This is a genomic window from Rhizobium sp. LCM 4573 (assembly GCF_001854865.1).
Classification (GTDB): Bacteria; Pseudomonadota; Alphaproteobacteria; order Rhizobiales; family Rhizobiaceae; genus Neorhizobium.
Genome location: NZ_MDDW01000006.1, coordinates 1 through 24570, shown reverse-complemented (window position 1 = coordinate 24570; position 24570 = coordinate 1). Strand labels below are relative to the sequence as shown.

General features: G+C 61.9%; 31 protein-coding genes. 16 read left to right on the top strand and 15 right to left on the bottom strand.

What is annotated here, in order from left to right; all coding sequences use genetic code 11:
- Positions 1 to 121 precede the first annotated feature (121 nt).
- The 3 genes from LCM4573_RS12650 to LCM4573_RS12640 all read left to right on the top strand — a co-directional run bounded on the left by LCM4573_RS12650 (position 122) and on the right by LCM4573_RS12640 (position 2163).
- Positions 122 to 904, top strand: coding sequence for an ABC transporter permease (locus LCM4573_RS12650; RefSeq protein ID WP_071006647.1), 783 nt, complete (start codon positions 122 to 124; stop codon positions 902 to 904).
- Positions 901 to 1731: an ABC transporter permease gene (locus tag LCM4573_RS12645; protein WP_071006646.1), complete on the top strand. Its 831-nt coding sequence runs from the start codon at positions 901 to 903 to the stop codon at positions 1729 to 1731. Before LCM4573_RS12650 ends, LCM4573_RS12645 begins: the two co-directional genes overlap by 4 nt.
- A gap of 165 nt (positions 1732 to 1896) precedes the next feature.
- Entirely contained in the window at positions 1897 to 2163 is a 267-nt protein-coding gene (locus LCM4573_RS12640) for an usg protein (protein WP_071006645.1), read from the top strand.
- Between the two features lie 13 nt (positions 2164 to 2176).
- Here LCM4573_RS12640 and LCM4573_RS12635 read toward each other — a convergent pair whose 3' ends face one another.
- Positions 2177 to 2899, bottom strand: a complete 723-nt coding sequence (locus LCM4573_RS12635; RefSeq protein ID WP_071006644.1) for a DUF2270 domain-containing protein — start codon at positions 2897 to 2899, stop codon at positions 2177 to 2179.
- A gap of 132 nt (positions 2900 to 3031) precedes the next feature.
- Here LCM4573_RS12635 and LCM4573_RS12630 point away from each other — a divergent pair, with 132 nt between their 5' ends.
- From LCM4573_RS12630 to LCM4573_RS12610, 5 genes are all read left to right on the top strand, one after another.
- On the top strand, positions 3032 to 3847 hold the full coding sequence (locus tag LCM4573_RS12630) for a class I SAM-dependent methyltransferase (protein ID WP_071006643.1): 816 nt from the start codon (positions 3032 to 3034) through the stop codon (positions 3845 to 3847).
- A gap of 26 nt (positions 3848 to 3873) precedes the next feature.
- Positions 3874 to 4434, top strand: coding sequence for a DinB family protein (locus tag LCM4573_RS12625; protein WP_071006642.1), 561 nt, complete (start codon positions 3874 to 3876; stop codon positions 4432 to 4434).
- Between the two features lie 2 nt (positions 4435 to 4436).
- Positions 4437 to 4847, top strand: coding sequence for a CopD family protein (locus LCM4573_RS12620; protein WP_071006641.1), 411 nt, complete (start codon positions 4437 to 4439; stop codon positions 4845 to 4847).
- Positions 4848 to 4910: 63 nt separating this feature from the next.
- Positions 4911 to 5834 (top strand): NAD(P)-dependent oxidoreductase, encoded by a 924-nt coding sequence (locus LCM4573_RS12615; protein ID WP_338012584.1) that lies wholly within the window; start codon positions 4911 to 4913, stop codon positions 5832 to 5834.
- A complete protein-coding gene (locus LCM4573_RS12610; protein ID WP_071006639.1) occupies positions 5831 to 6544 on the top strand; it encodes a DNA alkylation repair protein in 714 nt (237 codons plus the stop codon). The genes LCM4573_RS12615 and LCM4573_RS12610 overlap by 4 nt, the downstream gene beginning before the upstream one ends.
- Before the next feature lie 370 nt (positions 6545 to 6914).
- Here LCM4573_RS12610 and LCM4573_RS27915 read toward each other — a convergent pair whose 3' ends face one another.
- The 4 genes from LCM4573_RS27915 to LCM4573_RS12590 form a co-directional block, all read right to left on the bottom strand.
- On the bottom strand, positions 6915 to 7118 hold the full coding sequence (locus LCM4573_RS27915) for a hypothetical protein (RefSeq protein ID WP_131818962.1): 204 nt from the start codon (positions 7116 to 7118) through the stop codon (positions 6915 to 6917).
- A gap of 61 nt (positions 7119 to 7179) precedes the next feature.
- Positions 7180 to 7668 (bottom strand): Lrp/AsnC family transcriptional regulator, encoded by a 489-nt coding sequence (locus LCM4573_RS12600; protein ID WP_071006637.1) that lies wholly within the window; start codon positions 7666 to 7668, stop codon positions 7180 to 7182.
- A 36-nt stretch (positions 7669 to 7704) separates the two neighbouring features.
- Positions 7705 to 8382, bottom strand: a complete 678-nt coding sequence (locus tag LCM4573_RS12595) for a uracil-DNA glycosylase family protein (RefSeq protein WP_071006636.1) — start codon at positions 8380 to 8382, stop codon at positions 7705 to 7707.
- A complete protein-coding gene (locus LCM4573_RS12590) occupies positions 8379 to 8963 on the bottom strand; it encodes a thermonuclease family protein (protein ID WP_071006635.1) in 585 nt (194 codons plus the stop codon). Before LCM4573_RS12590 ends, LCM4573_RS12595 begins: the two co-directional genes overlap by 4 nt.
- A gap of 121 nt (positions 8964 to 9084) precedes the next feature.
- On the opposite strand from LCM4573_RS12590, the gene LCM4573_RS12585 reads away from it, so the two are divergent.
- Positions 9085 to 10620, top strand: a complete 1536-nt coding sequence (locus LCM4573_RS12585) for a HAMP domain-containing sensor histidine kinase (RefSeq protein ID WP_071006634.1) — start codon at positions 9085 to 9087, stop codon at positions 10618 to 10620.
- Positions 10621 to 10630: 10 nt separating this feature from the next.
- Here LCM4573_RS12585 and cobT read toward each other — a convergent pair whose 3' ends face one another.
- Complete coding sequence (gene cobT / locus LCM4573_RS12580; protein ID WP_071006633.1) at positions 10631 to 11647, bottom strand: nicotinate-nucleotide--dimethylbenzimidazole phosphoribosyltransferase; 1017 nt, start codon at positions 11645 to 11647, stop codon at positions 10631 to 10633.
- Between the two features lie 95 nt (positions 11648 to 11742).
- On the opposite strand from cobT, the gene LCM4573_RS12575 reads away from it, so the two are divergent.
- Genes LCM4573_RS12575 through LCM4573_RS12565 form a run of 3 tightly spaced genes read left to right on the top strand, consistent with a single transcriptional unit; the run spans position 11743 to position 13479 of the window.
- The gene (locus tag LCM4573_RS12575; protein ID WP_071006814.1) at positions 11743 to 12528 is read left to right on the top strand and encodes an adenosylcobinamide-GDP ribazoletransferase; all 786 of its coding nucleotides are present in this window, start codon (positions 11743 to 11745) and stop codon (positions 12526 to 12528) included.
- Positions 12529 to 12547: 19 nt separating this feature from the next.
- On the top strand, positions 12548 to 12781 hold the full coding sequence (locus LCM4573_RS12570) for a DUF1289 domain-containing protein (protein ID WP_071006632.1): 234 nt from the start codon (positions 12548 to 12550) through the stop codon (positions 12779 to 12781).
- The gene (locus tag LCM4573_RS12565) at positions 12778 to 13479 is read left to right on the top strand and encodes a TIGR02281 family clan AA aspartic protease (protein WP_071006631.1); all 702 of its coding nucleotides are present in this window, start codon (positions 12778 to 12780) and stop codon (positions 13477 to 13479) included. Before LCM4573_RS12570 ends, LCM4573_RS12565 begins: the two co-directional genes overlap by 4 nt.
- Before the next feature lie 12 nt (positions 13480 to 13491).
- Here the strand turns inward: LCM4573_RS12565 and LCM4573_RS12560 are convergent, their stop codons facing one another.
- The 6 genes from LCM4573_RS12560 to LCM4573_RS12535 all read right to left on the bottom strand — a co-directional run bounded on the left by LCM4573_RS12560 (position 13492) and on the right by LCM4573_RS12535 (position 20134).
- The gene (locus LCM4573_RS12560) at positions 13492 to 14253 is read right to left on the bottom strand and encodes an ABC transporter permease (RefSeq protein WP_071006630.1); all 762 of its coding nucleotides are present in this window, start codon (positions 14251 to 14253) and stop codon (positions 13492 to 13494) included.
- Positions 14250 to 15176, bottom strand: a complete 927-nt coding sequence (locus tag LCM4573_RS12555) for an ABC transporter ATP-binding protein (protein ID WP_071006629.1) — start codon at positions 15174 to 15176, stop codon at positions 14250 to 14252. The genes LCM4573_RS12560 and LCM4573_RS12555 overlap by 4 nt, the downstream gene beginning before the upstream one ends.
- Positions 15177 to 15291: 115 nt before the next feature.
- Positions 15292 to 16113, bottom strand: a complete 822-nt coding sequence (locus LCM4573_RS12550) for a sulfite exporter TauE/SafE family protein (RefSeq protein ID WP_071006628.1) — start codon at positions 16111 to 16113, stop codon at positions 15292 to 15294.
- A 295-nt stretch (positions 16114 to 16408) separates the two neighbouring features.
- Entirely contained in the window at positions 16409 to 16744 is a 336-nt protein-coding gene (locus tag LCM4573_RS12545) for an MmcQ/YjbR family DNA-binding protein (RefSeq protein WP_071006627.1), read from the bottom strand.
- A gap of 9 nt (positions 16745 to 16753) precedes the next feature.
- Positions 16754 to 18118, bottom strand: a complete 1365-nt coding sequence (locus LCM4573_RS12540; RefSeq protein ID WP_071006626.1) for an extensin family protein — start codon at positions 18116 to 18118, stop codon at positions 16754 to 16756.
- Positions 18119 to 18301: 183 nt separating this feature from the next.
- Positions 18302 to 20134, bottom strand: a complete 1833-nt coding sequence (locus LCM4573_RS12535) for a methyl-accepting chemotaxis protein (RefSeq protein ID WP_071006625.1) — start codon at positions 20132 to 20134, stop codon at positions 18302 to 18304.
- A gap of 174 nt (positions 20135 to 20308) precedes the next feature.
- Between LCM4573_RS12535 and LCM4573_RS12530 the strand changes: the two genes are divergently transcribed.
- From LCM4573_RS12530 to LCM4573_RS12515, 4 genes are all read left to right on the top strand, one after another.
- Positions 20309 to 20755 (top strand): nuclear transport factor 2 family protein, encoded by a 447-nt coding sequence (locus tag LCM4573_RS12530; protein ID WP_071006624.1) that lies wholly within the window; start codon positions 20309 to 20311, stop codon positions 20753 to 20755.
- A 140-nt stretch (positions 20756 to 20895) separates the two neighbouring features.
- On the top strand, positions 20896 to 21282 hold the full coding sequence (locus LCM4573_RS12525) for an acyl-CoA thioesterase (protein ID WP_046792435.1): 387 nt from the start codon (positions 20896 to 20898) through the stop codon (positions 21280 to 21282).
- A 2-nt stretch (positions 21283 to 21284) separates the two neighbouring features.
- Positions 21285 to 21872 (top strand): hypothetical protein, encoded by a 588-nt coding sequence (locus LCM4573_RS12520; RefSeq protein WP_071006623.1) that lies wholly within the window; start codon positions 21285 to 21287, stop codon positions 21870 to 21872.
- 59 nt (positions 21873 to 21931) lie between these two features.
- Positions 21932 to 22396, top strand: coding sequence for a cupin domain-containing protein (locus LCM4573_RS12515; protein WP_071006622.1), 465 nt, complete (start codon positions 21932 to 21934; stop codon positions 22394 to 22396).
- Between the two features lie 46 nt (positions 22397 to 22442).
- On the opposite strand, the gene LCM4573_RS12510 is transcribed toward LCM4573_RS12515, so the two are convergent.
- From LCM4573_RS12510 to LCM4573_RS12500, 3 genes are all read right to left on the bottom strand, one after another.
- Complete coding sequence (locus LCM4573_RS12510) at positions 22443 to 22790, bottom strand: hypothetical protein (RefSeq protein WP_071006621.1); 348 nt, start codon at positions 22788 to 22790, stop codon at positions 22443 to 22445.
- A gap of 193 nt (positions 22791 to 22983) precedes the next feature.
- A complete protein-coding gene (locus LCM4573_RS12505; RefSeq protein WP_244505304.1) occupies positions 22984 to 24339 on the bottom strand; it encodes an AAA family ATPase in 1356 nt (451 codons plus the stop codon).
- Between the two features lie 56 nt (positions 24340 to 24395).
- A partial coding sequence (locus LCM4573_RS12500) for an integrase core domain-containing protein (protein ID WP_157895503.1) occupies positions 24396 to 24570 on the bottom strand: 175 nt, incomplete at its 5' end.

Sequence of the window (24570 nt, the reverse complement as noted above, 5' to 3'; positions counted from 1 at the left end):
ATCATCAGTCGGCGGGAGGCTTGCCCTTCCGCCGATTTCCCTTTTAATGAGACCGAATCTAAAGCGGCGATAATACTGAATCTAAAGCGGCAGTCATAAAGCCGCAGGGGAAAATCAGCTTATGAGCGGATTCTTTTCCGCCCTCACAACAGCGCTCGATCCGCTCTGTGGTCCTGTCGGCATCTTTTCGCTGCTCGGTTCCGATACGCTCGTCGCCTGCGGCGACGCCGGCTGGGGCGACGAAATCGCCTTCGGCGTCAAGGTCACCATCACGCTCGCGCTCGCGACGCTGCCGGTCGGGCTAATCATCGGCTTCCTGATCGCGCTTGCGGCGCAATCGGAAGAAAAGCTGCTGAGGCTCGCCGCCGGCATCTATACGACGATCTTCCGTGGCCTGCCGGAACTGCTCACCCTCTTCATCGTCTATTACGGGCTGCAGATCCTCATCCAGTCGGTGCTCGCCTCCTTCGGCATCGAGCAGCGTATCGAGATCAACGCCTTTTTCGCCGGCATGGCAGCACTCGCCGTCGTCTTCTCTTCCTATTCGTCGGAGGTGCTGCTTTCGGCCTTCCGCGCGATCCCTAGGGGCCAGTACGAGGCCGGCGATGCGCTGGGTCTGCGCCGCGCGCGCACCATACGGCTCATCATCCTGCCGCAGCTCATCCGCATCGCTCTGCCCGGCCTCACCAATCTCTGGCTGATCCTGCTCAAGGATACATCCTACGTCTCCATCATCGGCCTTGCCGATATCCTGCGCCAGACCGGCATTGCCGCGCGCGTCAGCAAGGAGGCCTTCTTCTTCTACACGCTCGCCTGCCTGCTCTACCTCGTGCTGGCGCTCCTCTCCTCGGTCGGCCTCGGCTTCGTCGAACGCTGGACGCGCAAGTCGGGGGCTCGCCGATGACCTATGTGAAAGAGCTCATCGCCCCCCGCCCGGCGCCGAAGGTCGAGCGGCGCCCGCTGACTGCGGCCAGAATTGCCGGCATGGCGATCCTGGCGCTCTGGCTGCTGCTCGCGATCGCGCTCATCGGTATGGTCATCAGCGGCTGGGATGAGCAGAAATTCCTGCGTTACGGCCCGCGCTATCTCTCCGGTCTCTGGACCACGATCTCGCTGGTGGGGCTCGCCATAATCCTCGGCGCCATCCTGTCCCTGCCGATCGCTTTCGCGCGAATGTCGAAGAACCGCGTCGCCAATGCCATCGCCTATGGCTATGTCTACGTCTTCCGCAGCACGCCGCTGCTGGCACAGCTTTTCCTGGTCTATTACGGGCTCGGCAGTTTCCGGCCCCAGCTCGAAGCGGTCGGCCTCTGGTGGTTCTTCCGCGAGGCTTGGTATTGCGGCCTCTTTTCCCTCACCCTAAACACGGCCGCCTATCAGGCGKAAATCCTGCGCGGGGCGATCGAAAGCGTGCCGCACGGCCAGCATGAGGGGGCGGCGGCACTCGGCCTTCCGAAATGGGTCGCCTTCCGCAAGATCATCCTGCCGCAGGCGCTCATCGTAGCGCTCCGCCCCTACGGCAACGAGATCATCCTGATGATCAAAGGGTCGGCGGTAGTCGCCATCGTCACGGTATTCGACCTCATGGGCGAGACGCGTTACGCCTTCTCCCGTACCTTCGACTACCAGGCCTATCTCTGGGCGGCGATCTTCTATCTCGCCATCGTGGAAACGCTCCGCCATGTCTGGGCAGCGCTCGAAAACCGGCTGACGCGCCATCTGAAGCGCTAAGGCGCGCCTTGGCAGCACTCGATTACGAATGCTGCTAAGCATTTGAAATTTTTACCTGAATAAGCACCTTTCGGCCAATTGTAAAGCCGAGATTAACCATGGCATGCTTCCCTTTGGAGACGGCGAGGAAACGCCGTTCTCCAGGACGATAAACGGGAACATGCCATGAAGTCTGAAATGGAAATGATGCTGAAGGGCTACGGCCTCACCACCGCCCAGATCTTCTACCACCTGCCGGATCATCCGATCCTGCTGCAGACCTATGTCTGGCAGGATTACGATCTCGCCCCGGATTTTCCCGAAATGAAAGGGTTTCTGAAATTCTGGCAGGAGACGCTCGACGGACCGCTGCATTCGGTGCGCTATGTCCACCGCAGGCTCATCGCAGCCGGGGAATGGCGCGCATTGAAGGGCGAATTCATCCTCCACTGAGGAGGCCTCGGCGCTATACGTGCACTTCGCCGTGGGCCAACTCGCCTTCACCCTGGCCGCGATGCAGCGAGGCGATGAGTATGGCGGTGTAGAAGATCGCCACGAAGATCATCACGCCCCAGCCGGGTACGGGGCCGAGCGTCGCATTGTTGACCGCCTCCGTCCATGAGAAGACCACGTCCGCCCTCGCCTCGTCGGGCAAAAGCTTGGGCGTCGAGATTTTCAGCGCCCAGGCCATCAGCAGGATGAGGTACATCCAGCAGTAATTGCGCCTTATGCGCCGGAAGAGCGCTTCCTGATAGCTTATCAGGAAGTGCGGATCTCTGAGGCTTGAGGCGATCGATGCGGCCCAATCCGGCTTCAGGTCCGCCTGCGGGTTGAGAGCCTGGGCGAAATAGTGGCGCTCCAGCTTGCGCACCCGCGCCCGATAGACGTCGAAGAAGCGGTAGCGCCGGGCCTCGATCAGCAGCAGAACGGAAATCAGCAGCATGCCGAACAGTATCACGCCGTGGTGCGATGTCGGCGTCGAAAGCGAAACCGAAAGCAGCGCCGCGACCATGGTGATCGCCCAATTGGAAGTGCGGTCGATACGGTCGCGCCAGCTCGTCATCCGGCCCATTTCCCCGCGATAGTAATGGATAATCATAGTGGCCTTTTCGGCCGAGGTGATGGGCAGCGAAGGCGCGCGCCTTTCGACATTCTGCTCGAGAGCACTGGGCTTTTCATCGCCCGCCATGGCCGTTCTCCGGATCGCATGCGAAGCCCCTGCCCTTATGTTCCTTCAACGATTGGAGGCTCGCGGCGTTCCCGATCATGGACAAATGCCGGCTATCGGCTTAAAGCCCGGCGAACACTGGAGACATGCCCCATGAGCAAGATCGACGAGGAAGCGCTGGCCGAGGCCTATAACCGCGCATTGGCGCTGGAGAAGGCGGGCGATATCGATGCCGCCGTGAAGGCCTATGAGGAGGTGCTGGCGATCGATCCGGAAGATCACGGCGGCGCGGCGGTCCGCATTGCCGCCCTCGGCCGCGGCGAGACCCCGCCCAAGGCGCCGGATGCCTATGTCGAGACCCTTTTCGACCAGCATGCGGAAAGCTTCGAGGACATCCTCGTCGACCAGCTCGGTTATGCGGTGCCCGTCATGGTGCGCCAGCGCCTGCAGGAACTGAAGCTCGGCCCCTTCAAGCGCATGCTCGATCTCGGCTGCGGCACCGGGCTCACCGGCGGCACGCTGCGCGATATGGCGGAGGACATCACCGGCATCGACATTTCCGAAAACATGGTCGAGATCGCGCACGAGAAAGATCTCTACGAGACGCTCTACGTGGCGGAAGTCGAGGATTTCCTTGAGGACAACGACGACGAGCCCTTCGACCTCGTCACCGCGACGGACGTACTGCCCTATCTCGGCGCGCTGGAACCACTCTTCTTCGGCGCGGCGGAAAACATGGTGCCGGACGGCATCTTCGTCTTCTCTTCCGAAACGTTGCCCGCGGAAACCTCCGGCGGACGCTCCTATGTCGTCGGGCCTCACCAGCGCTTTCTCCATTCGGAAGCCTATATCCGCTCCCGGCTGGCCGATACGGGCTTCGAAATCCTCGAAATTTCCGAGATCAACGTGCGCATGCAGGACGGCAACCCAAGCCCCGGCCATCTGGTCATCGCGCGGTTGAAGGGCTAAATCTCCTCCCCAACGGAGGATTCGGAATGACTGCACAGCACTATTTCCGGGCTCAGGCCTATAATAACGCCTGGGCCAATCACCGGCTTCTCAAGGCCTGCGCTGGGCTGTCGCCGGCCGAACTCGAAGCTCCGCGCGTGAGCTTCTTTCCCTCGATCATCCACACGCTCAACCACATCCTGACGGTCGACTGGCTCTATATCAGCGCGCTGGAAGGCAATTGCATCGGCTCGGCCGCCTTCGAGCCGGAAATCCCGTTTCACCAGCTTGCTGATCTCGAGCGGGAGCAGCGCGCCGCCGACCGGCGCCTCATCGATCACTGTCGCCAGCTCGATTCCGAAAGCCTGAAACAGGAAGTACGCATTCCGCGCGAGACCCATGTTCAGGTCGAGACGGCGGATCGCATATTGCTGCATCTTTTCCAGCATCAGATTCATCATCGCGGCCAGGTCCATGCCATGCTTTCCGGCACGTCGGTCAAGCCGCCGCAGCTCGACGAATTCTTCCCCGCCGATCCCGCCGAACAGGCCCTGCGCCGGCAGGATTTCGCCGAACTCGGTTTCACCGAAGCCCTCATCTGGAGCTGACGATGACGTATTTCCTCATCAAGTCCCTGCATCTCATTTCGAATTTCCTGCTGATCGGCGGCATGCTGGTCAATACCTTCGTCATCGGCATGGTGCCTCCGGCGATCCGCTCCGGCGTCATCCCGGCGCTGCGCCGCTACGACCGCACGGTGACCACGGCGGCTCTCGGCGGCGCCTGGCTCTTCGGCCTCATCCTCGCCTTCACCTATGGCTTCTACACGTCCGGCTGGTTCGGCGTGAAATTCCTGATCGTGGTCATGCTCTCGGCACTGCACGGCATGCAGGGCGGCTGGCTGAGGCGCATGGAGGCCGACCCGAAGCTCGATCCGCCCGGTTTCGTGCGCGCCGGCATGCCGATCGTGCTCGTCTCGGTCGTCGCCGTCGTTTTCCTGGCCGTCGTCAAGCCGTTCTGAGGCCACTTTCCACACGACAAAGAACCTAACCGGACCTAACTCGCCGGGGCCCGCTTTCCGATCATGCCGGTTTGTTCTAATCCTCGAATATCGAACGAACGACGGAGGATCAGCATGGCAAAGGTGGCATTCATCGGCCTCGGCGTAATGGGTTTCCCGATGGCGGGGCACTTGAAGGAAAAGGGCGGCCACGAGGTCACCGTCTACAACCGCACCGCCGCCAAGGCCAAAGCCTGGGCGAAGAAATACGGCGGCAAAACCGCGGCCACGCCTGCGGAGGCGGCGCGGGACGCCGATTTCGTCTTCACCTGCGTCGGCAATGACGACGACCTTCGCTCCGTTACCACTGGCCCGGATGGCGCGCTTTCCGGCATGAAGGGCGGCGCCGTCCTCATCGACAACACCACCGCCAGCGCCGAAGTCGCGCGGGAACTCTACGAGGCCGCCAAGGCGAAAGGCGTGGAATTCATCGACGCGCCGGTCTCGGGCGGACAAGCGGGCGCGGAAAACGGCGTGCTGACCGTCATGTGCGGCGGCGACGAGGCCGTCTTCGAAAAGGCGAAGCCTGTGATCTCCGCCTATGCCCGCATGGTCGGGCTCATGGGTCCCGCGGGCGCCGGCCAGCTCACCAAGATGATCAACCAGATCTGCATTGCCGGCCTCGTGCAGGGCCTCGCCGAAGGCATCCATTTCGGCAAGCGCGCCGGCCTGGATATAGAGAAGGTCGTGGAGGTCATCTCCAAGGGTGCCGCTGGCTCCTGGCAGATGGAGAACCGCCACAAGACGATGAACGAAGGCAAATACGACTTCGGCTTTGCCGTCGACTGGATGCGCAAGGATCTCGGCATCGTGCTCGCGGAAGCCCGTAGCAATGGCGCCAAGCTGCCGGTAACGGCGCTGGTCGATCAGTTCTACGGCGACGTACAGGCGCTCGGCGGCAACCGCTGGGACACGTCCTCCCTGCTCGCCCGGCTGGAGAAGAAGTGATCGGCCCCTCCTCCGGCACGTCGGAAATCGTCGCGCATCTCGAAACGCTGCGCTCGGAGGAGAACGTCCACGGCATGGCGCGTTTTGGCATCGCAACCGAAACGGCGCTCGGCATTTCCAATCCGCAATTGCAGAAGATCGCGCGCCTCATCAAGCGCGATCATCGCCGCGCGCTCGATCTCTGGCGCACCGGCATCCGCGAGGCGCGCGTGCTGGCACTCTATACTGCCGAACCGGGGGCGCTGACGCTGAGCGAGGCCAAGGCGCTCGCAGAAGACTTCGGCTCGTGGGAAATCGTCGACACGGCCGCCGATCTCTTCGTGAAGGCGCCGTTCTGGCAGGAACTCATTGCCGAATTCGCGGCGGATTCACGCGAATTCGTACGCCGCACCGCCTTTGCGATGATCGCCTCCGCCTCTGTCCAGCGACACAGGAAACCGGACGAAGCCCTGCTGTCCTTCCTGCCCCTGATAGAGGAATACGCGACTGACCCGCGCAATTTCGTGAAGAAGGCGGTCAACTGGGCGCTCCGCAACATCGGCAAGCGAAACCGCGCCTGCCATGGCCCCGCGCTTGCCCTCTCGGAAAGGCTTGCCGACTCGACGGAAAAGACCGTCCGCTGGATCGGCAAGGATGCCGTCAGGGAACTTTCCAGCGAGAAGATTCTGGAGCGGCTGAAGCTAAAAAATAGAGCGAGCAACGCCCTTTAGCGCCTGAATTTCCCATTTAACTCCGACGATTTAAAGCTGCAGTCAACAGCAGCCGTGATTCTATAGGAAAATTCAGATTCCGCATTTAACCCCCTCCTTGGCAAGGCAAACTCCCAACAACTCTTCAGCAGCGACTATCGGAGTCGCGGAGTGTATTTTTAGGGGCCCTCTATGAGGAAAGACGCGTGCTTAATTGCTCTGAGATTTCTCGCATCTTCTGCAGCAACGCTCTTAAATCGCGGCGCGCTTATCAAAACTCCAGGCGGGCTTGAAATCCGCGCACCAACCGCGACCGGGGTCGTTTTGATATTAAAAGAACTAGAAACAACTCAATCTATGAGCCGGTCGATAATCAATTATCCTGAAAAGGTTACCCAGCGGCGTGCACGCCGGGTTTAACCAAGAAACAGTGCGAATGGGTCACTTTATCGCCATTGGCCCGTTCTTCCACCAGCCCATCGCCTATCTCAGGATCGACATAATAAGAAGAGACACCTTGTTTCCGCGCTTCCGCGCGTTCATGGGGGCCGATATCCGCTATGACTTCCTTCTTCTTCCGAATTATCTCAAGCATTCGCATGACCACCTCTTCTCGCAAGCAGTATAGCGGATAGTCAGAAGAAATCCACGCCCGCCTATTCCTCGCCGGATTTCTGGTTGTCGAGCATCATGTAGTCGAGCGGCAGTTCCGTCGTGTACTTGATCTGCTCCATGGCGAAGACGGAGGACACGTCGCGGATTTCGATCCTGGCGATCAGCCGCTTGTAGAAGGCGTCATAGGCCGCGATGTCCGGCACCACCACGCGCAGAAGATAATCCACGTCGCCGCTCATGCGGTAGAACTCCACCACTTCCGGGAAATCCACCACCACTTCGGAGAAGCGTTTCAGCCATTCGATCGAGTGGCTGGCGGTGCGGATCGACACGAAGACCGTGACCTTGGTGTTCACCTTGACGGGATCGAGCAGCGCCACGCGGCGGCGGATCACGCCGTCCTCCTCCATCTTCTGGATGCGCCGCCAGCAAGGCGTGGTCGAAAGCCCCACCTTCTTCGCAAGGTCGGCGACGGCAAGCGTGGAATCCTCCTGCAGAATGCGCAGGATCTTACGGTCAAGACGGTCCATTCAAAGTTCCCTCGAAATGATTTTCCTCTATATAGCCTATTTGGCGGAGGTTAACCGAAAATTGTTTCCCCGAACGAGACTTTCCACATGCTGCTGCAGTAAAGGCAGCACCTCTTCCTTGAACCAGGGATTGCGCTTCAACCAGCCGGTATTGCGCCAGCTCGGATGCGGCAGCGGGAGCACGCGCGGTTCCTGATTGGCGAAGAAGTATTCGCGCCAGTTCCGAACGGTCTCGGTCATTCCTTTCTTGCGGCGCGACCCTAGGTGCCACGCCTGCGCATGCTGGCCGATCGCCAGCACGAGTTCGACCTGCGGCATGGCGGCCAGCGCCCGCGCCCGCCACAGCGGCGCGCATTCCTTGCGGGGCGGCAGGTCGGAGCCCTTGTCGTCATAGCCGGGAAAGCAGAAGCCCATCGGTACGATGGCGAAGAGATCCGGATCGTAGAATTCCTCGCGCGTCACACCCATCCACGCGCGCAGGCGATTGCCGGAGGCGTCGTTGAAGGGCAGCCCGCTCTCATGCACCTTGAGGCCCGGCGCCTGCCCCGCGATCAGCACGCGCGCAGCCGTCGAAAGAACGGCGACGGGACGCGGCTCGTGCGGCAGACGATCCGCCGGACCCCGCGGAGGCTCGTCGCGACAGATGCGGCAGGCCGCGATCTCTCCGCGCAGCAGCGCGATCTGCCTGTCCGCTTCCTGCAGGTTATCGGTCATTCTGCGAACATTCCGCCGAGCCAGCCTCGTAGTTTCGCCCACAAATTCCGGAAAGCGTCTCCGTCATCCGGTCCCTCCATCATGCCGCGCATCCGGCGCCATTGGCGCGGGCGGTCGAATTCGCCTGCCCAGAGCCCCTTTTCCTCGCGCTGAGCGGCCTCCTCCTCGTCGATATAATCGCTGCCCGAAGCGACCGCCATTCCCATGCGGACGAGCCTGGCATTGATGTCGGTATCGCCCGCCTGACAACGCACCAGGATGCGCTGATAGTGATCGCGCGCAAAACCGTAACACTCGGCGGAAGCGGCGGAAATGAGGCGGGCGAGCGCCTGTCTCGCCTCCCTGCCGCAATTCCAGGAGCCCTTGGGCGATCCGCAAACCTGGTCGAATTCCGGTGCGTCGAGCCCCTCCAGCCGCAGCTTCTCGACGCCGGCGGAAAGCGTGTCGCCGTCGAGCGCCCGATAAGGTCCGGGTATCGGAGGATCGGTGTTCCGGTCGAGCTTGGCGACGATCAGCAGAGCCAGAACGACGAAGCAGATAAACAGGAGGCCGTCACGAAGGGTCCGGAAAATTCGCGTCACGATCCTGCCTCATATGGAAACAGAAGCTTCAGAAAAATGGCAAACAAATCCTTGCCTAGCAGTATCTTCTTAAGATTTCACCGCTAATCTCCCACCATCCGGAACTCAACTTCCTGTGGCAATGAGTAGCGGCGTCAGTACCTCGACCGACAAGATCATCGTTGACCGATCGCGCGGCCACCGCAACAAGGCCGTCTCGAAAGCCGTCCGCGCGACCCGCGAACGCCTCCAGTCGAGCGCCAACGGCAACCAGGCCTTCGATCGCGACATGCTGGCGATGCATGTCAGGGCCATTCTCCAGGGTGCGCTCATCATGCCGCTCTTGGTCGCGCTCGTCACAGGTATCGGCATCTACATAAGCCCCGGCACGGACCTCATCGGATGGGCCTTGCTCGTTCTCTGCCTCCACGCGCTCCACGTGCTGCTCGCGCGGCGGGCAAGCCGCAAGGAGCTTGGCGCAAACGACACGCCCAAATGGCGGATGCGGTTCCTGCTGGCGCAGGTGGTGATTGGCTGCGGCTGGGCGGCGTTCGCGCTCAGGGATTGCAGCGCCTGCGGCGGAGACGGATTCTACTTCTACAAGGGCGCGGTGCTGCTCGTCGCCATCTCCATCATGGCCATGGGCGGCTTCATGCTGCGCCAGGGCGTCCTTTTCGGCTTTCTGCCGGTGATTGCGGCACTTATCGTGCAGGCGGCGTTTTCCCGCAATCCGCTCGATATCGGCATGACCGCGATCTGTGCGACGGCGGGCGTCTTCTTCCACTACATCGCCGATCGCCTTTACCGGAACAGCCTGACGCTGATGTCCTACCAGTCGGAAAAGGACAATCTCATCGCCGAGCTGGAAGTCGCCAAGTCGATGTCCGACGAAGCCCGCCGGCGCGCCGAGGAGGCCAACCTCGCCAAGTCGCGCTTCCTCGCCTCCATGTCGCACGAGCTGCGCACGCCGCTCAACGCCATTCTCGGCTTTTCCGAAGTCATGAATTCGGAGGTTCTGGGGCCGCTCGCCAACCCCACCTACAAGGAATATGCGGGCGACATCCATCGCTCCGGCCAGCACCTCCTCAATCTCATCAACGAGATACTCGACCTCTCGCGCATCGAGGCCGGGCGCTACGATCTCAGCGAGGAAGCACTGTCGCTTCTCGAAATAGCCGAGGACTGCATCGGCATGGTCCAGCTTCGCGCACGCGGCAAGGACATCACCATCCACGAGCAGTTCGAACCGCAGCTTCCGCAGGTCTGGGTGGATGAGAAGGCCATGCGGCAAGTCCTTCTCAATCTCCTGTCAAACGCGGTGAAATTCACGTCCCAGGGCGGCGAGATCACCGTCAAGGTCGGCTGGACCGCCGGCGGAGGGCAATACGTCTCGATCAGGGATAACGGCCCCGGCATCCCGGAGGAGGAAATCCCGGTCGTGCTTTCGGCCTTCGGCCAGGGCTCGATCGCCATCAAGAGCGCGGAACAGGGCACCGGCCTCGGCCTGCCGATCGTTCAGGCAATTCTGGCCAAGCATGACGGCCACTTCGTCCTGCGGTCAAAGCTCAGGGAAGGCACCGAAGCCATCGCCATCCTGCCTGCGACGCGAGTGCTCCAGACACTCCCCGCCGTCAGCGACGCGCCTCCGGTCGAACGCCGCCGCAAGAGCTTTGCTTGAGCCCCCTGTACTACCCTTTGTTGCTGACGCCTGCCTGCTCGAATGTCGCCATGCCCGAATGGCAGGCGGCGGCGGCCTTGACTATGCCGGCCGCAAGCGCCGCCCCCGTACCCTCGCCGAGTTTCATGCCGAGAGCCAGAAGCGGCGTCTTGCCGAGTTTCTCGATCGCGCGCAAATGGCCCGGCTCCCCGGAGACATGGCCGATCAGGCAGTGGTCGATGGCGGCTGGGTTGGCGGCCTTCAGGATCGAGGCGGCGGCCGTCACCACATAGCCGTCGAGCAGCACGGGGATCTTCTCCATGCGCGCGGCGAGGATCGCGCCGGCGATCGCCGCGATCTCGCGGCCGCCGAGCCGCCGCAGCACCTCCAGCGGGTCGGAAAGATGGTCCTTGTGGAATTCCACCGCTGCTTTCACAGCCGCGATCTTGCGCTCCAAAAGCTCGCCGTGCGAGCCGGTCCCCGGCCCCACCCAGTCCTCCGCCTCGCCGCCGTAAAGCGCCAGATTGATCGCCGCCGCGACCGTCGTATTGCCGATCCCCATTTCGCCGATGCACAGAAGATCGGTCCCGCCGGCGATCGCCTCCATGCCGAAGGCCATGGTCGCGGCGCAATCGCGCTCGGAAAGCGCCGCTTCGCTGGTGATGTCGCCGGTCGGATAATCCAGCGCCAGGTCGAAGATCTTCAAGCCAAGATCATGGGTCACGCAGATCTGGTTGATGGCAGCACCACCGGCCGCGAAATTCTCCACCATCTGCTGCGTTACCGAGGAGGGATAGGGCGTGATGTTGTGCTTCGTCACGCCATGGTTGCCGGCAAAGATCGCCACCAGCGGCCGGGTGACGGCGGGCGACCTGCCGCTCCAGGCGGCGAGCCAGTAGGCGATCTCCTCCAGTCGCCCGAGCGAACCCGGCGGCTTGGTAAGTTGGGCGTCGCGCTCGCGTGCCGCGACCAGAGCCCGGCTGTCCGGCCCCGGCAGATTCTGGATCAGGTTGCGGAAATCGTCGAAAGGCAGGCCGCTCACGCTCATTCAATTGTCTTTCTTCGCTCGGCCGGGCAACTTGTGTTTCCCGGCAAATCAGGATTTCTTGCGGCTTTCATAGTCGGGCAACGACGGAGGGACAACTGCCAAACGCGACGGATTTCATCGACGACCTCGCCCGTTCGGTCGGCTTCCTCAGCCGCCTGCCCGTGCCGGACCGCTTTTTCCGGGGCCATGACGGCTCCATGGCGCGCGCCGTGCGCGCCTTTCCCGCGGCCGGCCTCCTGCTGGCGTTGGGTCCGGCAATCGTCCTCTACCTGCTGCTGCGCTCCGATGCCGATCCCCTGCTCGCCGCGCTGATCGCGCTTGCCCTGATAACGCTGATGACCGGCGCGCTGCACGAGGATGGACTTGCTGATGCGGCAGACGGGCTCGGCGGCGGACGCGATGCGGAACACGTCCTGACGATCATGAAGGACAGCCGAACCGGCAGCTACGGCGTCGTGGCGCTCATCCTCTCCTTCGGATTGCGCGCGTCGGCCCTCGCCTCGATCGTCCGCAGCGAGGAAGCATGCGCCGGCGCCTTGGCGCTGCTTGCCGCAGCTGCGCTCAGCCGCGCCATCATGGTCGGCCATTGGAGCGCCCTGCCCTCTGCCCGAGCCGCAGGCGTTGCGGCTTCCGCCGGAATGCCGGAAGAGTCCATCCGCAATGTCGCGCTCGCCATCGGCGCTGCTGCCGCCATAATCCTGCTGCTGCCGGCTTTCGGTTTTTTCGAAACCCTGTTCACGCTCGTCGTCGCCGGCCTTGCCGGTTTCGGCTTCACCCGTTTCGTCGCGCACAAGCTCGGCGGCCATACCGGCGATACGATCGGAGCCACGCAACAGATCACCGAGATAGCGACGCTTGCGGCCCTTGCTCTTGCGGCATGAAACCACGATATATTTCAACATGATTTCGCCCTGCATCCTCGTCTGCTCCATCGATGACAAGACCGGCTACTGCTTCGGCTGTGGTCGCACGCGCGACGAGATCGCAAGCTGGATCGATTACACGGATGAGGAGCGGCGAACCCTCATGGCGCTGCTTCCGGCACGGCTCGAAACCGTGGAACGGCGGCCGCGCCGCGAAACGCGCCGTCGGCGGCTGGCTCAGGGGCCGGCAAAGGAGCGCGACAGCGTATGAACGGTCTGACCTTCGTTCTTCTCGTACTCGGAATCGGGCTGGCCTTCCTGGTCTTCAATCATGACAGCGGCCAGACGCTCGGCCTTTCCAACGACGAGTTCGGACGTTTCATTTATCTGCTGCCGATCGCCGGCCTGCTGGGGGCGGGCATCCTTGCCGGCCGTCGCGGTGGTTTGAGCCAGTCTCTCCGCTATATCGCCATCTGGCTCCTGATCATCCTGGCGCTCGTCGCCGCCTATCTCTATCGCGACGACGCCCGCGGCTTCGCAGCGCGCATGTATGCCGGCCTCGTGCCCGGCAGCGCCGTGGTCGTCACAAGCGAGGGCGGCAACGAGGTCATCATCCACAAGACGATGGGCGGGCACTTCCAGGCGAATGTTGCCGTGGATGGAGAAACGCTTCCCATGCTGGTCGATACCGGCGCAAGCGCGGTGGTGCTCACCTACGAGGACGCCGCCCGCATCGGCCTCGATCCGGCCGAACTGCGCTACACCTTGACCGTGATGACCGCGAACGGAAGGGCGAGCGCCGCCCCCGTCAGCATCGACGAAATCGCTATAGGCCCCATCGTCCGCCGCAACGTCCGCGCCATGGTGGCGGAAGACGGCCGGCTCGACCAGAGCCTGCTCGGCATGACGTTCCTCGCGACGCTCGGTTCGCTGCAGATGCAGACGGACGAGCTGAGATTGCGCGATTAGAGCGTTTCAGGGCTAACTCCTCAGCCTGTATCCGGTCCGGAAGATCCAGCCGAGCACCGAAAGGCAGATCAGCAGGAAGAGCCCGATCATGCCGAGGCTGACCAGCGGGTTGACGTCGGCGATCTCGTAGAAGCTCCAGCGGAAGCCGCTGACGAGATAGAGAACCGGATTGAAATGGCTCACCGCCTGCCAGAAGGGCGGCAGCATGTCGATCGAATAGAAGCTGCCGCCGAGGAAGGTCAGCGGCGGCACCACCAGCATCGGCACGATGTTGAGCTGCTCGAAATTCTTCGCCCATATGCCGATGATGAAGCCGAACAGGCTGAAAGTGATCGCCGTCAGCACCAGGAAAAGCGCCATCATGAACGGATGGGCGATCGAGATGTCGACAAAGAAGGAGGCGGTCGCGAGAATGATGAGCCCGATGATCAGTCCCTTGGTGGCCGCCGCCCCCACGTAACCTATCAGGATTTCGGTCATGGCGACCGGCGCGGAGAGAATCTCATAGATCGTGCCGGTGAATTTCGGGAAATAGATGCCGATCGAGCCGTTGCCGACGCACTGCGTCAGCAATGTCAGCATGATCAGCCCCGGCGTTATGAAAGAACCGTAGGAAACGCCCTCAATCGCTTGAATTCGCGAGCCGATCGCCGTTCCGAATACAATGAAATAGAGCGATGTAGTGATGACCGGCGACACAACACTCTGCAGGAGCGTGCGGCGCATGCGGGCCATCTCGAAGAGATAGATCGATTTGATCGCCTCGAAATTCATGCCTTTTCTCCCACCAGCGAGACGAAGATATCCTCGAGCGAGCTCTGCCGGGTCGAGAGATCGCGGAAATGGATGTTTTCCGCCGAGAGCATCGACAGCAGGGAGRCAATGCTGACCTCGCCTTCCTCCTCCTGATATTCGTGGATCAGCGCGCTGCCGTCCTCCGAAAGCGCAAGGTTATAGGGCATGAGGCTGTCGGGCAGCGCCGGCAGCGGTTCGGAGAGCTCGAGGCGAAGCTGCTTGCGCCCGAGCTTGCGCATCAGGGCTTTCTTGTCTTCCACCAGAAGCAGTTCGCCGCCGTTGATGACGCCCACCCGGTCGGCGATTTCCTCCGCCTCTTCGATATAATGCGTCGTCAGGATAATGGTGACGCCGGTTGCCCGGAGCTTCTCCACCACCTGCCACATCTCGCGCCGTAGCGTCACGTCCACGCCGGCGGTCGGCTCGTCCAGGAAGAGTATCTTCGGCTCGTGCGACAGCGCCTTGGCAATCAGCACGCGCCGCTTCATGCCGCCGGAAAGCTCGCGCAGCATGTTGTCGCGCTTGTTCCACAGCGAAAGTTCCTTGAGAATGCTCTCGATGAGTTCCGGGTTCGGCTTTTGGCCGTACACGCCGCGCGAAAAGCTCACCGTGTTCCAGACCGTTTCGAACTGGTCGGTCGTCAGCTCCTGCGGCACGAGGCCGATCAGCGAACGCGTCTTGCGGAAGTCGCGCACCACGTCGTATCCACCGACCAGCACCTTCCCCGAAGTGGGGTTCACCAGGCCGCAGATAATGGAGATCAGGGTCGTCTTGCCGGCGCCGTTCGGCCCGAGCAGCGCCAGGATCTCGCCCTCGCGGATATCGAGGCTCACGCCCCTGAGTGCCTGAAAGCCGTTGCCATAGGTCTTGGCGAGATTCTGGACGGAAACGATGGCTGCCATGAGAACGGTTCTTTGTGGAATCGATTTGCGGAATTCGCGGCCAATATAGGCACGGCGAATTGCGAAACCATCCCCAAGAGAAGAATATTGCGTTCGCTTTTAGTGACCAATCCGGTCAGAAAACGGTCGTCAGAAAGAACTGCGCCGAGACGAAGATGAGGAAAAGGCCGAAGCCCATTTCGAGCTGGCGCTTCGTCATGGCATGCGCCAGCCGCGCCCCGTATGGCGCCACATAGAGCGTGATCGGGATCAGCAGCAGCACGGCCAGCCAGTTGATGTAGCCGGTCGAGAACGGCGGCAGGCCCGCAACGCCCCAGCCGGCCCAGACGTAGCCCGCCAGTCCCGGCAGCGAGATCAGCACGCCGACGCCCGAGGAGGTCGCGACCGCCTGATGGATCGAGCGGCCGTAGAGCGTCATGAAGGTGTTGTTGAGCACCCCGCCGCCTATGCCCATCAGCCCGGAAAGAATACCGATCCCCGTGCCGACGAGGAATTTCACCGGATTTCCCGGCAGATCGCTGCCGAGGTGCCAGGTGGAGCGGTTGAAGATCATCCGGAAAGCAAGAGCAAGCGCGATCACCGCGAAGATCAGCCGCAGCGCCACGCTTGAGGCCTCCGCCGCGATAGCCGCGGCAATCAGTGTGCCGAGCGGCACGGCAATTACCCAGCCCTTCAGGAGTTCGGTATCCACCGCGCCCTTCTGCCGGTGCGCCATGAAGGAGCGTATCGAGGTGGGCACGATGATGGCGAGCGAAGTGCCTAGAGCCAGATGCATACGCACCTCTTCCGGTACGCCCAGAAGCCCGAAGACATGATAGAAGACGGGAACGAGGATCGCGCCGCCGCCGATCCCGAAAAGCCCGGCGAGCAGGCCCGCCACCACGCCCGCGGCCGCCAGCGCCAGCACGAACATGATCACTTCGGTCATCGGCGGCATGAATCACTCCGGCGGGATATGGCTGCGAGAGGACGGCCCGGTTTTCAACCGCCGCTGTCATTTTTCCGTGACGTTCTTACAGCATTGTTCCCGCGTGGCAAGCAACGGTCGTGCTCCCACGCCGCACGCACCCCTCACATGCGCGACCGTAATGACCAAGTTGTTGGCGTTTTCCCATTTCCGCTTGCCAGGCGCATATTGACCATAAGTGCTGAGCTCATGTCTTCGGAAGCAATGACCTCCCCGCGCGTTCCCGCTTCCGCTCCTTGCCGGCCCCTCGTGCCGGCTTTCTTTTTTATACGGCACCTTTTCGACGCTTCTGCTTCGGCAGCGCGTGACGCCAGGCCGTTTCAAGAGCGGCCGCAAGCTCGTCGTCTTCCAGCTCGGCAAGGACGGCAGTAGTCCAGCCTTGCCGGCCCCAGGCATTCGGCACGGGCGAGAAAGCCTCCGGCGCAGTCAGGCATTTCAGTTCCTGCTCGTCCGGGGTGAACTTGAAATTCGCCGTCAATCCGTCGGGGGCGAGCGTGACGTAATTGCGCGCGACGCGGAAAGCGGCGCGGTCGAAATGCGGCGTCTCGGTGGTCCCTTCGAGCGATAACGCCAGCTCCCGCAATTTCGCCGCCGTCGCCATCGCCGTTCCTCAGTCGCAGTATCGGCGTCCCGCCTTGCGCGAGCGCAGGTCGAAATGGAAGTGGTTCCAGTGCTCTGCATTGCTGCCCGGTCCGAGCACCGTATTGAAATACTTGCAGCTGTCGTTGCGCACCGCCTTCAGCAGCCCCTTTTCGCGGAAGGCGAAGAAGCCCTTCTTGCGCACGTCGATCCGCTTGCCGTTCTTCAGCACGAACTTGCCGACATCGATCGCGTTTCCGCGCGCATGTTCCGACATCGGATTGTATCTCTGGCGGCTGTTGTTCATGCGCCGGCAGGAATAGCCGCCCATGGATTCGATCGTTTTCACGCCCGAGAGATAACGGTAGCGCGAGGATGGAGCGAGCTCGTGCTTCACCCATTTGGCGAAGGCGAGCGTCGTCTGGCAGTTGAGCTTGGTGGCGGGCTTCAGGTCGATGCCGCCCGAAAAACCGCTTACCAGAACCGGGAAGTCGATGCCGCAGCTCGGTCCGTTCGAAATCCTCGGAATATCCCGGAACTCGACGCCGATGCGCCTGAGCTCGGCGCGGCAGCTCACCTCGGAAGCCGGCATGACCTCGCGCACCCTCGGGCGCTCGGGCTCGACCGTCGGGTTTTCCGGCATCAGCATCGCGACTTCCTGCTGCGGCTCGGCCGGCGCGCGGCTCGGCGGGACGACCGGCGACTGGTCGCCCCAGACCATGGGCTGACCGGTAGAAGCACTCTGCAGGCCCGCCCCCTGCCGCTTCGGCGGCACCACCACGATATCGTCCGATATCGGCTGTGCGGATGCGACGGGCTGCGACCGACCTTGCCCCACGGCCACCGGATTGTCGGTGCCGATGCCGCCCACAACCAGCTGATCGCTATTGCCTTCGGCGATCATGCCATCCTGTTCCTCGGCGAGGCCCACCACCTCGCTGTCGGCCGCATTCTCTTCAAAGCCGAACTGGGCGTCCATGTTGACGCCCTCGTCCGGGATGCTCATCGGCCCGCTCCCCGCCGCCGAGGCTTGCGCCATCGCCTCGTCGCTGTCGATCTTCGGCAGACGTCCGGCCGCAGCCGTCGGCGGCGCGACGGGCTGCTGGAGCGGAGCTGATTGAACGCCGGAGGGCGGCGTGGGATAGCCGCCGGCCGGGCTCGGGGTGTCGAGATAATCGATGGCGCCGCTTGTCTGCGAAACGGGTGCCGGCGGCACATGATAGGCCTGGTGGGATATCGGCTCGCGCGGCGGCGTTCCTCGCGGCGTGATCGCGCCCACGCGGGTCGCGCCATCGATCGGCGCCGGCGGCACCAACCCCTCCGCGGAACAGGCAACCAGCATCGTCGAGATCATCAGCAAGGCAATCGCCCGCCGGACAGGGGAAGCATACGCCATACCAGTTGCCACTCTTGTTCCGTATTCGGACATCTGAACGGAACGTTAGCCATAGCGGGTAAAGGAAGACTTGAGAAAACAAGACTTTTTCATGACGCTGATGCCATTTCCGCGCCACTTTCCCGAAACAAGCGGCCCGCCGGGGTCTGCCTCCGGCGGGCCGTGGAAATCGGCGGGGATGGATCAGGCGGCGCGGACGCGCGGGCCTGCCTCACGGGTGGCGGCGCCTCGGGCACCGCCGAGCTTGAAGGCTGACAGCAGGCTTTGCAAGTAAAGGCTCTGTTCGGCGAGCGTCTGGCTCGCCGCCGTGGTTTCCTCCACCATCGCCGCGTTCTGCTGGGTCATCTGGTCCATCTGGTTGACGGATGTATTGATCTCCTGCAGCCCGGTCGCCTGCTCGCGCGCGGCGGTGGCGATCGTTTCCACATGCGCGTTCACCCGCTCCACCAGTTCGGCGATCTCGACCAGCGCCTCGCCCGTGGAACGCACGAGCGTCACGCCGCCATTCACCTCGCGGGCGGAATTGCCGATCAGCGCCTTGATCTCCTTGGCGGCATTGGCCGAGCGCTGGGCAAGCTCGCGCACCTCCTGTGCCACCACGGCGAAGCCACGTCCGGCCTCGCCGGCGCGTGCCGCCTCCACGCCTGCATTCAGCGCCAGAAGGTTGGTCTGGAAGGCGATCTCGTCGATCACCGAGATGATCTGGCCGATGCGGTTGGAGGAATCCTCGATCCGCCCCATGGCCTCGATCGCGTCGCGGACGATCGCGCCCGAACGGCCGGCGCTCTCCTTGGTATTGCCCACCATGCCGCGCGCCTCATGCGCCCTTTCGGAGGCGGTCCGAACCGTCGCGGTGATCTCGTCGAGCGCCGCCGCCGTTTCCTCGAGCGCGGCGGCCTGCTGCTCGGTCCGGCGGGAAAGATTGCCCGTCGCCTCGCTGATGTCGGCCGCACTTTCGCGCACCACATGCCCGGTCTCGGCGATGGCGGCGATCGCGTCGTGCAGCGCGCCGACGGCCGTATTGAAGTCTTCCCGCAGCTTCTCGTATTCCGGCCCGATATCGCCGAGCGAGACGGAAAGATCCCCGCCCGCAAGGCTTTCGAGCGCGCGGCCCAGCTCGTTCATGGCCCGCGTCTGCCGCTCGCCGGCCGCCGTCAGCGTCCGCTCGTTGCTGGCGCGTTCGGCGGCGATCGCCCGCTGCTGCTCGCTCTCGCGGGCCTGCAGGCTCGCGCGTTCCTCGACGCTGTCGCGCAGCACCACCAGCGCCCGCGCCATTTCGCCGATCTCGTTTCTCTGGTCGGTGCAGGGAACCGTCACGCCCGCCTCACCGCCGGCGATCGCCTGCAGCACGCCCTTCACCTGGCCGATCGGGCCGGTGACGCTGCGGACCACCACATAGGCGCCGGCAAGCAGGACCAGCATTCCGATGCCGCAGATCGAGGCGAAGCGTGTGGCGTCGCGCCAAAACATGGCGTGCAGGTCGTCCACGTAGACGCCGGTGCCGACGATCCAGCCCCAGGGCTCGAAACCGGCGACATGCGAGAATTTCTCCACCGGCTCCTCGGCGCCCGGCTTCGGCCAGTAGTAATCGACGAAGCCCTTGCCCTGGGCTTTGACGACATTGACGAACTCCACGAACAGGAATTTGCCGTTCGGGTCCTTGTCGTCGGAAAGATCGCCGCCGTTCATCTCCGGCTTGATCGGGTGCATGACCATCGTCGGGGCCATGTCGTTGATCCAGAAATAGCCCGTGCCGTTGCCGTAACGCATGGTGGCGATGATGTCCTTGGCGGCGGCCTGGGCATCCTCCCGGCTCATGGCGCCCGAGGTTTCAAGCTTGTGGTATTTGGCAAGCACCGTCAGCGCGGCATCGTTCATCTGCGCCAGCCCCGCCTTTCGCTCCACTTCGGAGGAGCGGTAGCTCTGGAACAGGCTGAAGGCCATCGCCCCGCACAGAATGGCGAGCGAAAGCAGTACAAGGCAGCATAGCCGCCAAGAAATGGTAAGGCGCTGCATGGAAATCCCCCTCCCTTGCAAATCACCTTAAATTCTAATGGAGGAACCTTACCAGGTCGTGAAAGGCGCTCCGCCCGCGATAAGGGGTCAAGCCGGTAGCGCGGAACGGTTCCGGAGACGGTGCGTTCTCGGCGCAAAGCCAATCCTCGGCTCCACTCATGGGAGGAGAACGTCATGCCAGGCACCACAGCTCCAGCCGGGGAAGACAGCCAGATCCGCGCGTTCATGGACGGCTTCGCGCAGGCGCTGCGCGCCAGGGATATCGATGCGCTGATGGCGCACTACGCGCCGGATACCGTCACGTTCGACATCCGCCCGCCAGCGCAAGTCAAAGGCGCGCAGGCCTATCGGAAGAATTTCGAGACGTGGTTCGCCTCGGTCGCGGGGCCGATCGATTATGACCTGCACGATCTGCGGATCGCCGCAAGCGGCAAAGTCCGGTTCTGCCACAGCCTGTGTCATGTCCGAAGCACGAGGACGACCGGAGAGACGTCCGATTACTGGGTGCACGTGACCTCCGGTCTCCGCAAGACGAATGGCCGGTGGACGATCACCCACGAGCATATCTCGATGCCGATCGATCTTCAGACGATGCAGGCCCTGCCGGATCGCCAATCATAGACCCGCGGCAAACTGCGGGCCGCTGCGACGTGCGCCCTCCCCGTTACTGTGCATCCCCCACAACGCTCTGGATCAAAACGATCGACGCGGGCTAGTCTCTTCAAGCCGGAATCGCCGGCTCTCATTTGCAGGAGTACAGGATGACCGAGACCAAGCCCACCGGCGAACTCACCTTGCGCACGCTCGCAATGCCCGCCGACGCCAATGCCGCGGGCGATATCTTCGGCGGCTGGGTCATGGCTCAGATGGACCTTGCAAGCGGCATCCGCGCCGCCGAGCGCGCCCGCGGCCGCGTGGTGACCGCCGCCGTCAAGGAAATGGCCTTCCAGCTTCCGGTGAAGATCGGCGATACGCTGAACGTCTATACCGAAATCACCCGTGTCGGCCGCTCGTCGATCACCCTTCAGGTCGAGGCCTGGGCACATCGCGCCCGCTACCGCATTCTCGAGAAGGTGACCGCCGCCACCTTCGTCATGGTGGCGCTCGACGAAGACGGCCGGCCGGTGCCCGTGCCGCCGGAGGAATAGCCATGGACCCGATCCCGGCCGCGGAAACATTCCCGCATATCCGCATCGTCATGGGCATGGTGGTCAGCCTCAGCATCGCGCGGCTATTGAACGGCCTTGCCGGCATCGTGCAGCACCCGAAGGAAGCGCGGCTCTACCTCACCCATCTCGGCTGGGTCGCCTTCATGATGCTGTTCCTGGTGCATTTCTGGTGGTGGGAATACCGGCTGCACGAAGCGGCGATCATCGGCTTCGGGGCCTTCCTGTTCCTGATCCTGTTCTGCTCGCTCTTCTTCTTCCTCTGCGCCCTGCTCTTCCCCACCTCGATGCAGGACTACGACGGCTACGAGCACTATTTCTTCTCGCGTCGAAAATGGTTCTTCGGGTTGTTCGCCGGCCTCCTGGCAACCGACACCCTGGATACCGCCCTGAAAGGCCGGGACTATTTCACCTCGCTCGGCTGGGAATATCCGCTGCGCACCGCACTCTACATCGTCCTCAGCCTGATCGCCGCCTATACCGCCAGCAGGCGCTTTCACGCTGCCTTCGTCGTCTTCGCGCTCGTCTATCAATTCTATTGGATCTGGCGGATCTACGATATTCTGACATGAGGCCGGGGAACGGGTGAAAGCCCTGCGGAATTGAGATTACTCGAACAGGAGTAATCTCCATGAGCAGCATGGAACCGAAAGAGTTCGTCCTGGCAGGCGTCACCATGAAGCTCCTGCTGTCCGGCGAGCAGACGGACGGCCAGTTCTGCCTTCTCGAAAATACGAGTGGCGGAAACACGAGTACGCCGATCCATGTCCATGCCAGAGACGATGAGACCGTCTACATCATCGAAGGCGAACTGACCGCGGTGATCGATGGAGAAACGCGCCGGCTGACCGCCGGCCAGAGCATTTTCCTCAAGCGCGGAGTGCCGCATCGCTTGATGAATACCACCGGCCGGCCGGCACGCTATATCCTGATCGCTACGCCCGCCCTCTTCGACAAATTCCTGGCGGAAGCCGGCCGCGAATTGAAGCAAGATGAAACGGCCGGGCCGCCGACGCCCGAGGAGATCGACCGCCTAAAGAATGCCTCCCCGAAGTTCGGCATCACTTTGCTGCCCGGCTGGCCGGATCGGAGGTGATGATCGGACCAACAGGCGATCCATAAGCTATCGGCTGCCGGGCAGCTCAACCCAGCATGGGCATCGATCCCAGGCCCAGTATGTCGTTGAGCAATGCCACTCCGATCCCGGCGGCGACGAACCCGATCCCAATCAGGAACAGCCGCCTCGCGCGGTCGTATTTGGCGGCGATCAGCGAGTCGCGGGCCAGAAGATCGGCAAAGACCTTGACCTGCAGGGCGATCCCCACCGTCAGCAGCAGCATCGGCACGATATCGATCCGGCTCCAGTCGTTCGGATTGGAGACCCAGCGGCTGATGAAGCTCAGGGAAAAGCCGAGAATGATGCCGGCAGCCGTCAGCGAGYCGTTGCGGAATGTCGCATCGATCCTCTCCTCCGGACCGGGCTCGGTCATGACGCTCTCTCCGGGTGATCCCCTCGCAAAGAAAGGCAGAAATTCCCGGAATCGGCAAGGGTACTGCACTTGGCGCGGATCGCAGAGYGCTACGCTCCATGTCGTGCTCAGCCTGGTAGCCGCCTTTGACAATGCACCAGAGGCACCAGGTTGTCTTCACAGTTGCCTAACAATTCGACAGAATATGGCAGACCTACGACACTCTGACGTGAGGAACAGCCTGTGGTTCTTTTATAGATTGAAAGATATCGTATTTGAGTTGGGCATGGACGGCCATGCCTGGTTTCACTAGAGGAGCAAGCGTATTTCTCGCAAAGGCGTGCCTATCGTTTCCAATTTGCGTAAGCCCTAGAATGCGCTTCGTCTCTGTGTAGATACTTCCAGCAACGGACTTAATATCGTCCGGAGGATTGCCGCGCGCCACGCTGTCGGCGATGGCCTGTTGCTTAGCCGTAAGCACTGCGGAAACCTCTTCCGGCTTACCCGATGAATTGCATAGCGCCGTTAATACCTCGTCGTCGAAAAGGTAGGCTTCCAAGTGACGACGACCAAGGACGGCCACGCCTTTCTGTTTGTATGCTGCCACATCATTCGGCGCGTGGTCATCAAGATCGATGAGCCGTGTCACCTTCATGCCAACCGCTACTTTCGGCAACGTGGTGGCTAGAGCGAGGAAATCGCCAGATACCTGACTTGAACTACCTGCCGAAATGAACGTCACGTCCGGCAGTTCCTCTGCAAAAATCGTCGAGTAAATACGTGCGTCGTGCTCGACATTCTTGCCTGGGACAGCGCCAAGGGGATTGCCTTCGCAGATTACAACCTCACGCGGTGCAACGAGCGTGGCGAGGTCATCCAAGGCAACATGTAACACGCTTTCCCAAAATGCGCGCGATGGCTTCGTGGGTATAATAGTTGTCTCGTTGTCGAAGTCATGCCCGCCGAAATCAAGGAATACAACGGAACTTGGGTCAGCGTCATAAAGTTCCCTCGCCTTCCGCATCATACCAATCGAATGCGACGCGATCCAAAGTTGCGACTTTACTGGTAGAAGATCAAGTAACTCCTCCAATAATGCGCCTTGTACCCTAGTGTTCATGTGCGTCTCTGGCTCATCTATGCAATAGATCGCATCCGCATAGCTCTTACGCTTCACCACAAAGTCCAGAATTAAGTCGAATGCCGCCTTCTCGCCACCGGAAAGGTTTCGGTAATCGAAATTCTTGGTTTCGCCCTTATCAAACTGGAAAGTACCCTGGTTCAAGGGATTGCCGACACCGACGAAAACCAGATCAGGAAATAGCCTTTTCAACGGTTCGCGGATCTCTCCGAGGACCTTCTCTCGGTAGGTACCTATCGTGGTCGAAGCAGCTTCGTTAGCGAAAAGGTCCTCCATGGCTTGGGAGGCAAGCCGGCCATAGTTGATTGCTACAGTGGCATCTGTCTCGATCAACTTATTTAGTTTTAGGCTCTCAAGAACAGGCCCCTGTCGGGAAAGTGATTTCGAAACAAATTCGGGATCGTGGCGATAAGCGGAGCGGACGTACACTGCACCCCGAGTGAGTTTCCCACCTGGAGTGCTCCCCGTTTCACCGGACAGTCGGCTTAGGTTGAGATAGCCCTGATGAACTGGCGAGGGGAAGCCAWTTTCAGAGCGGAATGGGGATGGATTTCATTATAGTCCTCGATCCATCCATCGATCTGCCGGAGCGCAGTTTCCGCGTCCGGAAGGGTTGAGATGCGGACATAGTCCCGCTTCAGGGTTTTGACGAAGGCTTCG